The sequence below is a fragment of the Mesorhizobium sp. B4-1-1 genome (genome assembly GCF_006439375.1).
Lineage (GTDB): Bacteria > Pseudomonadota > Alphaproteobacteria > Rhizobiales > Rhizobiaceae > Mesorhizobium.
Genome location: NZ_VFTH01000022.1, coordinates 81,954 through 93,501, shown reverse-complemented (window position 1 = coordinate 93,501; position 11,548 = coordinate 81,954). Strand labels below are relative to the sequence as shown.

Below are 11,548 nucleotides of genomic sequence, written 5' to 3'. Positions count from 1 at the left end.
ACCTCGATCTTCACCTTGGGCAGGAAGTCGACGACATATTCGGCGCCGCGATAAAGCTCGGTGTGACCCTTCTGGCGGCCGAAGCCCTTGGCTTCGGTGACGGTGATGCCTTGCAATCCGGCCTCCTGAAGCGCTTCCTTCACTTCGTCCAGCTTGAATGGCTTGATGATCGCTTCGATCTTTTTCATGTAAAAAGTGGCCTCCACTGCCAAGAAGACGGGTTGTGTGCCCCGCTTGCGCCTCCATCAAGCAGGAACCGTGCCAATCCTGAGGAGCGCAGGCGGCGAGGGGCGTTTTCGAGCCCATGCCGCGTCCGGATGCACATTCGCGTCATCCGCTGCATCGCATGCGTCATGGACGCCCAAACCCTATACATCGCCCCTCCTCACCTCTGCACAAAAAATGGGCAGACAGCGCAACTTGCAAGCAGAACCCCTCTCGGACGCGATGGCATGTGCAAGATAATGCCGCAATCGCGCTGGTTTGCTTCGAACCGAAAACTGGACAATGCTTGATCGCATGGAGATCGGCAATCCCATGCACAGTGAACTTCTGTCGCCGGCCGAAATGGCCGAGGCTGACAGGCTGACAATCGCGGCCGGGCCGCTCGACGGCTATCGCTTGATGCAACGTGCCGGCGAGGCGGTCGCTGCCGTCGTGCTGGCGCGCTACCCTGGCGCGAAGAGGGTCCACGTGCTGTGCGGCCCCGGCAACAATGGCGGCGACGGCTATGTCGTGGCGCGGCTGCTTGCCGAGGCGGGCGTGGATGTAGCCCTGTGGACATCGGGCGAACCGCGGGCAGGCAGCGATGCCGCGCTTGCGGCGGCTGACTGCACTCTGGAGCGGCACCTGCTTTCGGCCTTCACCGCGGAGGCTGGCTCGCTGGTTGTCGATGCGATCTATGGCGCAGGCTTGTCGAAACCGCTGTCCGGCGACGCCAGGGGCGCGGTCGACATCGTGACGGCGATGAACCTGCCGGTTGTCGCGATCGATCTGCCTTCGGGCGTCTCCGGCGAAAGCGGCGAGGTGCTCGGCGAGGCATTCCGCGCGGTCCTCACGGTGACCTTCGCCCGAAAAAAGCCCGGCCATCTTCTGCTACCTGGCCGAGAACGATGCGGCGAGGTCGTGTTGGCCGACATCGGCATTCGCGACGAGATCATCGACGAGATCGCGCCGCGCGCCTTCGAGAACCGGCCCGGGCTCTGGATCGCGAGCTTTCCCGCGCCAGCCGTCGACACGCACAAATACAGGCGCGGCCATACAAGCGTCTTTTCGGGCGGACCATCCGCGACCGGCGCGGCGCGCCTTTCGGCGCTTGCGGCAGCTCGAAGCGGGGCAGGGGCCGTCACCGTGCTTTCGCCGGCGAACGCCATGCAGGTCAACGCGGCGCATCTTACCTCGATCATGCTGCGCAAGGTCGACGCGATCGAGGACGTGCACGACCTTATCGGCGATCGCAGACCATCCGCCTTCGTCCTCGGCCCCGGCTTCGGCATCGGCATCGGCGACAAGGCGCGCGATTTCACTCTTGCCGTGCTCGCCAGGAACCGCCGGGACGGCGGCGTCGAGGGACTTGTGCTCGACGCCGACGGCATCACGTCTTTTCGCAACGCGGCCTCGACGCTGTTCGAGGCCGCCGGCAGGGCTGGCGCGCCGGCCCTGATCATGACACCGCATGAGGGCGAGTTCGGCAGGCTGTTTGCGGACATTGCGGGTGACAAGGCTCTGTCCAAACTGGCCAAGGCGCGCGAAGCTGCGCGCCGCGCCAACGCCGTGATCGTCTATAAGGGTGCCGACAGCGTGATCGCCTCGCCGGACGGCCGCGCCGCGATCAACAGCAACGGCGCGCCCTGGCTCGCCACCGCCGGCTCGGGCGACGTGCTGGCGGGCATCATTGCCGGGCTCCTCGCGCAAGGCATGCCGGCCTTCGAAGCGGCTTGCGCCGGGGTCTGGATCCACGCCGAGACCGGCAGCCGTTTTGGGCCGGGCTTGATCGCCGAGGATCTGCCTCTGGCCATGGTGCCGGTTCTTCGCGAACTGGCGGAGAGCGCTGTCCGATGAAACGGCTGATGCTCTCTATCGTAGTCTTTCTCCTGGCTCTATTCGCGACGCAGTCGGCGCGCGCCGCCGACCGCCCGATCACCATCGTCGACGACCCGCGCATCATCGCCACGCTCGACGCCAGGGGATACGGTTTCGCCGGCCTGTTCGGCGTCGACGGCAGCGACGACCTGAAATCCCTCTACGACGAGGCGCCCGCCTACCACGCCATCGTCGACACGGTGGCCGGCGATGTCGCCGCGTTGCGCGGCGACATGAAGACTGGCGGCCGCACTCTCTACGAAGTGACCGACGGCAATGTCGGCCGCATCATCGACATGCGCTGGCTGAAGACGAACGCCGCGCGCTTCCGCCTTGTCGGCGTCGTCAACCGGCTCGACCGGCGCGACTTCGCAGCACTTGGCAACGAGACAGGCTGCGGCGAGGTGCGGTTCATCTATCGCCTGGCCTACAGCTTCAAGAAGAACGGCAAGCAACTGGCCTCGCGCCTGCCGTTCAACTTCAGCGCGATATACCGCGTCGCTCAAGACGCCGATGGCGGCTGCGTGGGCGCTGCCGGCCGCTGGACGCCGCAGCTCGACGAAACGGTCGATGCCGGCTGGCTGACCGGAGGACCGCTTGAAAAGGCCTCGCTATCCTTCAAGCAGCTCGAGCTCAACGCGCAGGTTGTGCGCTTTCCTTCCGGCCAGGAAACCGAGTTCGGCGGCCAGGCCGCTTACCTGATGCGCATCTTCAGCATCGACGGTTCGACGGTCGGCGAAAAGCCGCTGGAAAATACGCCGGACACGGCCCGGCTTGCCGAGGATGCTGACCTCAAAGCACGGCTTGCCGACTATGTTCGCGCCAATACCGCGGCGGTCGATCTCGGCGTCTACGAAATCCCGGATGAATTTCTCGCCCGAAAAGTCATCTCCTGGTCGACCTTCGGCAGCGCCAGGCAGGCCAACCACCCGTTCACGCCGCTGTTCGACCCGAAGGACTTTGCCGGGCTCGACTATTCCAAGCTGAAACTGGTACGCACGCCGGACGCTCTGGTCGAGCGGCTCGACAACGGCGCCTGCCAGGGTTGCCACCAGGCGGGCTCGACCGCCGGCTTCCATTTCATCGGTCTGGACGACGCCACGACCTCGCCGTTGAACCGTATCGAGGTCGGCATCTCGCCGCACCTCCACGCCGAAATTCCGCGCCGCGAGGCGTGGCTCAAGGCGACCGCCGAGGGCAAGCAGCCCAACCGTTTTCGCCCGCTTTCCTTCGCCCCGCCCGCCGCCTGGAAGGACACGGGCGAGGCTGCCTATGCGCCGGCCGAAACGGCGATGCCATGCCTGATACCGGAAGACGCAGGCCGCTTCGGCAGCACCTGGCAATGCGGCGCCGGCACGGTCTGCACGCCGATCGCGACCGCTTCTGGCGTGAGAACCACGCTCGCGCAATGCCTGCTGCCCAAGGAGAGCGACAAAATATTTTCCGGCCATCCATGCCTGACCGGTACTATCGCCAGCAATGCGGCGCAGCCTTTCAACGACCGCTACAAGGTCACCGGCCAGTTTGCCGCCTTCGCGCCGGCGATCTCGCGCACCGCCTATACCTGCCGGCCGCCGAAGATCGGCGTTCCAGGCGGCTTCGCCTATCGCGCCTGCGATGACAAGGATCGCGCCTTCGCCGCCTTCAAGCCCGGCAAGCCGAAGCCCAGCGAGATCTGCGGACTGGTCGGCGGCAAGAAGTTCGACATCTGCGTTGCCACCAACAATTTCGACCAGTGTCTCGGTGGCGCCGTCAATCGCGGCAACCGTCCAGCCTGCTCGGCCGATCATTTCTGCCGCGAGGACTATATGTGCCAGTCGCTGCCGGCGGACACGCCGGGTGCTGCCAAGGTCAGGGGTATCGGCTTCTGCTCGCCGACCTATTTCATTTTCCAGATGCGCATCGACAACCATGCGACGCCATGGGCGACCACGGCTCGCGCGAGCCTAGGCGCGGGTTTCGGAGCGGCGGCCGAGGAATAGGTCAGGCGAATTGCGGCGCGTTTTTTCGGACCGCTGCCGCAAGCGCCTCGCGAACCCTGTCTTCAGTCACTGCGCGCGTGTTCTCCACCCAACCCGGCGTCGAAATCGGCGGCTCGAGGAAGATCACCTGCTCGTTGACCGGACCGTGCACATAGGCTCGGTTCGAACCGTAGATGAGCACGCACGGACCGCCCAGCGCGCCGGCGGCATGGGAAATGCCGCCGTCGACGCCAAGAAAGACGGTCGAGGCCGCGATCTGGCACATCGCTTCCGCAATATCGGGTGTGGAGGTGAAATCGATCGCCTCAGGCAGTCGCGCCTTTATTTCCGCCGCGGCCTGCCGCTCGCGCGGCCCGCCGATGAGCCAAACCGACCAACCGCGGGCAGCATGGTCGCGCGCGACCGAGACGAAGCGTTCGACCGGCCACGAGCGCTTGTTGGCAAAATCCGAAGTGTAGAGCGCGAGCGCAGGTTTCGCCGGATCGATTCCGTTGCGCCGACGCCAGCCGGAAAGCTCCTCGGCGGAGACCACCAATTGCGGAGCCGGCAACGGTCGGTCTTCGTCCGGCGTTTTGCCGAGACGTGCGATTGCGCAGACCTGTTCCGCCAGCCGCGTCTTGCGCGGGCCGAAGGCCACCATCGCCTTCAGCCAACCTGCAGGCAGTCGGTTGACGATGCCGAACTGGAACTCGCGCGGATAGCCGATGCGTTCCGGTATTCCGGCAAGCCACGGCACCAGCGAGGCCTTGGTGCTGCTGGTGAGCATATAGGCCGCCTGATAATCCTCTTCGCGCAGTGTTCGCGCCAGGCGCGCCCGCTCTTCCAGCCCTGGCTTCCAGTCCTTCTCCGCTATCCAAATCTTGCGAACATGCGGCATCAGCCCCGCCAGCGGTGCGGCGATCCTCGAGGTGATGATGTCGATCGGCTGCCCCGGGAATCTCTCGGCGACGATCTGGATAGCCGCGTGGCAGCGGATGAAGTCACCGATCGCCGGCAGACAGAAAACCAGGATGGGGCGCAATGCGCGATACCTTCTCGATCCGGAACGGCCATCGCCGACGGGAAATGCCTGCATGATTTGTCACGGAAGCGCTTCGCCATCAAGAATGCGGTGATAGAGCTCGACATAGGCTTTTGCGGCCTTCTCGATCGGAAACCGGTCTGCCGCGGATTCACGGCATCTTTGCGCCGGCAAACCGCCGATTTCGCCGAAACCGCGCGCGAACTCCTCGTCCGTGTCGAAGAAGCGGCCGGTATCGGCATCGACGGTTTCGGGCAGCGCGCCGCGTGCCGTCGTGAGGACCGGCGTGCCGCACAGCATGGATTCGACCGGCGCATTGCCGAATGGCTCTTCCCACGAAATCGGGTTCAGAAAGGCCTTGGTCTCGCCCAGCAGGCGCACCTTCGGTTCGCCATCGACCATGCCGTGATAGCGGAAGCGGGGCGACAGGCTTTTGAAGAAGACACCCTCGCGGCGGGTCTTGCTGCGGCCAAGCAGCTTCCAGCGCGAGCCGCCGGCGATATCGAGCTTGAAATCGTATTTTCTCGCGAGGTCCACCGCGCGGTTGAGACCCTTTCCGGCCCGCGCGATGGCCGCCATGAAAAACAGATGGTCGTTCTTCGACGGCGCCAGGCGATAGGCATCGACCGGAAAGCCGTTGTAGACGAAGGTCTTGCGGCCATGCAACTCGGCATGGCGGGCGCTGATGAAGCTCCAGTTCGGCTGCGGCCTCGGGTAATCCGGCAGGTGGCCGCGCTCGGTGTTGAGCGTCGGAAACGGAACTTCGACCTTCCAGGCATGCAGATGGACGATGTCGGTGTCCTTGGGAACGGCCGCGCGGCACTCGTCATTGGTCACCGCGTGGCGGACCTCGCACATCGGATGCGACGACCCCGGGCCGGCAATCAACGTCACGTGATGTCCCATCTTGACCATTTCCGTGGTCAGCCATTCGACCTGCCGCTGAATGCCGCCATAGCCTTTGCACGGAATAAGGCCCTGGGCCGCAAGCGTTATTCGCATTTCGTCCCCGCGCTCATGTTAGCGGTTGTCGTCCTTTCGGCTGATGGAGGCATTTTCACAGCGGGATGTTGTCGTGCTTCTTCCAGGGGTTCTCCATATCCTTGTTGCGCAGCATGCGCAGCGCGCGCGCCACGCGGCGCCGGGTCGAATGCGGCATGATCACCTCGTCGACATAGCCGCGTTCGGCGGCAACGAAAGGCGACAGGAAGCGATCCTCGTAAGTTTTTGTATGGGCGGCGATTTTCTCCGGATCGCCGATGTCCTTGCGATAGATGATCTCGACCGCGCCCCTGGCGCCCATCACGGCGATCTGCGCCGTCGGCCATGCATAGTTCATGTCGCCGCGCAGATGCTTCGACGCCATCACGTCATAGGCGCCGCCATAGGCCTTGCGGGTGATCACGGTGATCTTCGGCACGGTCGCCTCGGCATAGGCAAAGAGCAGCTTCGCGCCATGCTTGATCAGCCCGCCATATTCCTGCGCGGTGCCCGGCAGGAAGCCCGGGACGTCGACGAAGGTGACGATCGGAATAGAAAAACAATCGCAGAAGCGCACGAAACGCGCCGCCTTGCGGCTGGCGTCGGAATCGAGCACGCCTGCCAGCACCATCGGCTGGTTGGCAACGAAGCCCACCGTGCGGCCGTCGACCCGGCCGAAGCCGGTGACGATGTTTTTGGCAAAGCTCTGCTGGATCTCAAAGAAATCGCCCTCGTCGGCAACCTTCAGGATCAGTTCCTTGATATCATAGGGTTTATTGGCATTGTCCGGGATCAACCGGTCGAGCGACAGGTCGTGGTCCGTCACCGACTGGTAGCACTCGACCTCGGGAATTTCGGCGGTGTTGGAAGCCGGCAGCAGATCGACCAGCCGGCGCATCTGCAAGAGCGCCTCGACGTCGTTGTCATAGGCGCCGTCGGCGATCGAGGACTTGGTGGTGTGGACGGAAGCGCCGCCGAGGCTTTCGGCGGTCACCGTCTCGTTGGTCACCGTCTTCACCACGTCCGGCCCGGTGACGAACATGTAGGAGGTGTCGCGCACCATGAAGATGAAATCGGTCATGGCGGGCGAGTAGACGTCGCCGCCAGCGCAGGGACCCATAATCAGCGAGATCTGCGGAATGACCCCGGAGGCGAGCACGTTGCGCTGGAATATCTCGGCATAGCCGCCGAGAGCCGCCACGCCTTCCTGGATGCGCGCGCCGCCGGCGTCATAGAGGCCGACGATCGGCGCGCGATTGCGCAGCGCCATCTCCTGGACTTTGATGACCTTCTCCGCATGCGCCTCCGACAGCGAGCCGCCGAACACGGTAAAATCCTTGGCGAAGATATAGATCGGGCGACCGTTGACGGTGCCCCAGCCGGTGACGACGCCGTCGCCGGCGATCTTGGTCTTCTCCATGCCGAAATCGGTCGAGCGGTGCTCGACATACATGTCGAATTCCTCGAACGAGCCCTCGTCGAGGAAGACCTCGATACGCTCGCGAGCGGTGAGCTTGCCCTTCTTGTGCTGCGCCTCGATGCGGTCCTTGCCGCCGCCCATGCGGGCAATCTCGCGGCGACGCTCGAGTTCCTTCAGCACGTCTTTCATCGCTGGTCCCCAAAACGGATAAGTGATTTGTGGTAATCGCCAGGATAGGGGAGCGCAAGCGCCCTCATTTTTGTTGCACTGCAACATGAAGCCCCTTGCATTTCGGGCCGGACTCGGCCATATGCAGCGGCATAGGCGCTTGGGCCGGGACGAATCCGGCCTTCTCGACGAATGAGACTGGTTGCGTCTGTTTTCCCTCTTTCCGGCAAATCGGCCCTGGTCGATCGGCAAGCTGGCGAAAAAGCCCCGAGGCATGATGCTTGCGGGCACGACAGCGCAGCCGCGCGGACGATCGTCCGCCGCCTTGTCGTTCCATGATAATTTATCCGACGGCAGGTTGCGCCCTGCCGCAATTGATGTTTGCGGCCACAAGGCCGCGTGAAAGAAGAATATTTTGACCAACGAAAACATAGCGGAACTGAGCGGTTTCGCCGCACTTGGTATTTCGGGCGCGTTGCTGAAGGCCACTCATGCCGCCGGCTTCGCCGATCCCAAGCCGATCCAGATGCAGGCGATCCCGCCGCAGTTGGAAGGCCGCGACATTTTTGGCATCGCCCAGACCGGCTCCGGCAAGACCGCGGCCTTTGCGTTGCCGATCCTGTCCAAGATCATCGGCCTCGGCACCAAGCGCCGACCGAAGACGACGCGTGCGCTCATCCTGGCGCCGACGCGCGAACTCGCCGTGCAGATCGAGGACACCATCAAGATCCTCGCCAAGGGCGCGCATGTCTCGACCGCGCTGGTGCTCGGCGGCGTCTCGCGCTTCAGCCAGGTGAAGAAGGTTGCGCCCGGCGTCGACATTTTGATCGCCACGCCCGGCCGCCTGACCGACCTGGTGCGCGAGGGCGACCTTATCCTCGCCGACACCAAATGGCTCGTCCTCGACGAGGGCGACCGCATGCTCGACATGGGCTTCATCAACGACGTCAAGCGCATCGCCAAGGCGACCGCGCCGGACCGCCAGACGGCACTGTTCTCGGCCACCATGCCCGATGAGATCGCAGAGCTTGCCAAGGGCTTGCTGAAGAACCCCGTCCGCATCGAAGTTTCGCCGCAAAGCACCGCGGCAGCCGAGATCGTGCAGAGTGTGGTGCTCGCCCGCACCAAGCAGAAGCGCCAGGTGCTGTCCAGGATGCTCGCCGACGAGGCAATGCGCTCGGTGATCGTGTTCTCGCGCACCAAGCATGGCGCCGACCGCGTCACCAAGGACCTGGCCCGTGACGGTTTCGAGGCTGCCGTCATCCACGGTAACAAATCGCAGAACGCCCGCCAGAAGGCGCTCAACGATTTCCGCGATGGCTCGGTTCGCATCCTGGTCGCCACCGACATCGCGGCGCGCGGCATCGACGTGCCCGGCATCAGCCATGTCGTGAATTTCGACCTGCCGGATGAGGCGGAAAGCTACGTCCATCGTATCGGCCGCACCGGCCGCAACGGCAGGGACGGCATTGCGATCACGCTTTGCGATCCTTCGGAGAACGCCAAGCTGCGGCAGGTCGAGCGTATCATCCGCATGAAGCTGCCGGTCGTCGCCGATCACCTCGGCAGCCCCGATCCGCAGCGCGACCCCAGGGAAAAGACCGAGCGTCATTTCGAGCCGGCCAATGACCGCGAGCATCACGGCGCCCGCCGCGATGGCCGCCGCCCTGGCAACGGTGGCGACAACAAGCGTTTCGGCGGTAAGCCTCATGGCGAGCGCGCTCCGAAGCCGCAGGGCGAACGCCCGGCTGCCGCCAAGCCGAATGGCTCGAGCAAGCCTGACGGCTTCAAGCGCTTCAAAGGCAATAACAAGCGCCGCTTCGGCGGCAAGCGTCCGGCGAACAGGGCCGCTTGAGCCCATCAGAACCACGCGAACAGGAACGGCCGGAGCGATGCTTCGGCCGTTTTTCATTTCACTGGCCTGACTTAACTGGCTTGCCTTTCACTGGCCTGACTGCTGCTGCATCAGCGCCTTCACCCACACCACGATGCGCTGGGTGAGAAAGGCCGTGGTCTGCGGCGACAGCACATCGCCGGCGATGACGTGATTGTCCGGATCGCCGGTGTCGTCGACCGGCACCAGCTCGTGCGGAGCACCCCAGCGTCCGGCAATCTCGCGCGTGCGGTCGGGTCGCACCACCTTGTCGGAGTCGGAGAAGATGAACAGCGCGGGGATCGTCGCCTTCTCGACCGGCGCGGCATAGGCGAGTTCCGTGAGCGCGGCCATCGGCAGCACCGCCTTCATGGGGTATCTGGTGGTCCAGAATTTTTCGTGCAGCGCGTTGCGCGGGGGGAAACTGCGCTCCTTGCCACCGATGAGCTCGGCGAGTTGCCCGCCCCAGGGCATGGTCAGCAACTCGGCGCCGGAGGCTTTGACGCCGAAATTGGGCGAGATGAACGCGATCGCGGCAACATCGTCCGAAGCGCTCGGCTGCGTTGCGGCCCACGCCGCCAGCGAGCCTCCGGTCGAGGTTCCGATGACGATCACCTTGTCGCCGATGGCGCGGCCGATGGCCAACGCCTCCTCATAGTCGTTGATCCAGGCATTGACGCTGCCTTGCGCCATTGCCGCGCCGTCCTGGCCGTGACCGGTCAGGCGCGTGTAGAAGAGGTTGGCATCCAGTTCATCCGCAATGTCGTCCGGCAAGGGGCGGACCTCGCCCTTCGAGGCGGAAAAGCCGTGGATATAGACGATGGCCAAGGGCGTCTTGGCATGGACCATCGGGTTTGCCCAGATGATCTCCTTGTCGAGCCCGTCGCGGATGTCGGGCATGGCAGCCTCTTCACGCGCCAGATAGGCCTGCGGATCGTCGCCGATCGCCGACGGATTGAAACGGATTGTCGTATCGACCGACACGCGCGGGCCAAGGAAGAAACCGGCGACCAGGACGACTGCAAGGCCAAGCTCCGCAAGCACGATCCGCCGCCCCATTACAGTCTCCAAGCAATGATTCTCAACCTATGGCCGTCCCCGCCGGCAGGCAATCGCTGTTTCGCCGGCTTATGTTGGCCTGTCGTCGTCGGGCGGATCTTTTTTGCCGGGCAGCCTGCGGTCGAAATGCAATGGCCGCCCCCACCAGTGGGTGGTGAGACCGATGACGAACCGGCAGATCGGCCGCGGCAGCAGGCTGAGCAGCTTCAGGGGCAAGCTTACGTGGTACGGGAAGGTGACTTCGAAGCCACCCTTCCTGATGCCGCGGGCCATGCGGCGCGACGCGCGATGCACAGGCATGAGGCCCGGCATCGGCAGCTTGTTCTTTTCGGTCAGCGGCGTGTCGACGAATCCCGGATTGATGACCTGAACGCGGATGTTCATCTTGTCGAAGTCGTATTTCAGCGACTCCGCCAGGATGTTGATGGCGGCCTTGGTGCCGCCATAGGCCGCCGTGGTCGGCCAGCCGGAATAGGCGGTGACCGATCCGACCAGCACGACATGGCCGCGTCCGCGCACGCGCATATGCTCGACGACCGGCACCACGCCGTTGACGATGCCGAAATAGTTCACGGCGAAGGAGCGATGGAAATCGCGCACCACCAGGTTCTCGCCGGGTGTGGCGATATAGTTGCCGGCGTTGAAGACGGCAAGCACGATCGGCCCCATCTGTTCTTCGATCGCGGCGGCCGCGCGCGCCATGCCGTGCTCGTCGGTCACGTCACAGGGAAAAGACTTCACATGCCCGGACATCTGCGCCGTTTCCACGATCAGCGTGTCGGCTGGATCTTCCGGCAGCGACGTCACCGCGACGGCATAGCCTTGATTGGCGAGATCCTTGGCCAACGCTCGGCCAAGGCCGCTGCTGCCGCCTGTGATCCAGGCGACACCGTCTTTCGGATTGGCCCGGTAGAGTGCCATGGGATGTCCTGCGAATGTTCCGGTTTGCTCTAGCGGCGGAG

Annotated in this window: 9 protein-coding genes; 3 read left to right on the top strand and 6 right to left on the bottom strand. The window is 64.2% G+C overall.

The features are described from left to right. Positions 1 to 188, bottom strand: a 188-nt coding sequence (locus FJW10_RS25125; RefSeq protein WP_140720804.1) for a P-II family nitrogen regulator, incomplete at its 3' end; no start/stop codon positions are given. 349 nt (positions 189 to 537) lie between these two features. On the opposite strand from FJW10_RS25125, the gene FJW10_RS25120 reads away from it, so the two are divergent. Both FJW10_RS25120 and FJW10_RS25115 read left to right on the top strand, forming a co-directional pair. Continuing rightward, entirely contained in the window at positions 538 to 2,061 is a 1,524-nt protein-coding gene (locus FJW10_RS25120; protein WP_140902063.1) for an NAD(P)H-hydrate dehydratase, read from the top strand. A gap of 8 nt (positions 2,062 to 2,069) precedes the next feature. Continuing rightward, positions 2,070 to 4,064, top strand: a complete 1,995-nt coding sequence (locus tag FJW10_RS25115) for a hypothetical protein (protein WP_246674365.1) — start codon at positions 2,070 to 2,072, stop codon at positions 4,062 to 4,064. 1 nt (position 4,065) lies between these two features. On the opposite strand, the gene waaF is transcribed toward FJW10_RS25115, so the two are convergent. The 3 genes from waaF to FJW10_RS25100 are packed head-to-tail and all read right to left on the bottom strand — an operon-like array spanning position 4,066 to position 7,675. After that, positions 4,066 to 5,139 (bottom strand): lipopolysaccharide heptosyltransferase II, encoded by a 1,074-nt coding sequence (gene waaF / locus FJW10_RS25110; RefSeq protein WP_246674364.1) that lies wholly within the window; start codon positions 5,137 to 5,139, stop codon positions 4,066 to 4,068. Between the two features lie 6 nt (positions 5,140 to 5,145). Next, complete coding sequence (locus FJW10_RS25105; protein WP_140902060.1) at positions 5,146 to 6,087, bottom strand: glycosyltransferase; 942 nt, start codon at positions 6,085 to 6,087, stop codon at positions 5,146 to 5,148. A gap of 55 nt (positions 6,088 to 6,142) precedes the next feature. Then, a complete protein-coding gene (locus tag FJW10_RS25100) occupies positions 6,143 to 7,675 on the bottom strand; it encodes an acyl-CoA carboxylase subunit beta (protein ID WP_140829772.1) in 1,533 nt (510 codons plus the stop codon). A 394-nt stretch (positions 7,676 to 8,069) separates the two neighbouring features. Between FJW10_RS25100 and FJW10_RS25095 the strand changes: the two genes are divergently transcribed. Then, the gene (locus tag FJW10_RS25095) at positions 8,070 to 9,509 is read left to right on the top strand and encodes a DEAD/DEAH box helicase (RefSeq protein WP_181177661.1); all 1,440 of its coding nucleotides are present in this window, start codon (positions 8,070 to 8,072) and stop codon (positions 9,507 to 9,509) included. Between the two features lie 87 nt (positions 9,510 to 9,596). Here FJW10_RS25095 and FJW10_RS25090 read toward each other — a convergent pair whose 3' ends face one another. Together FJW10_RS25090 and FJW10_RS25085 are read right to left on the bottom strand one after the other, a co-directional pair. Next, positions 9,597 to 10,586, bottom strand: coding sequence for an alpha/beta fold hydrolase (locus tag FJW10_RS25090; protein WP_140902058.1), 990 nt, complete (start codon positions 10,584 to 10,586; stop codon positions 9,597 to 9,599). Positions 10,587 to 10,655: 69 nt separating this feature from the next. Then, positions 10,656 to 11,507: an SDR family NAD(P)-dependent oxidoreductase gene (locus FJW10_RS25085; protein WP_140829777.1), complete on the bottom strand. Its 852-nt coding sequence runs from the start codon at positions 11,505 to 11,507 to the stop codon at positions 10,656 to 10,658. Between the last annotated feature and the right edge of the window lie 41 nt (positions 11,508 to 11,548).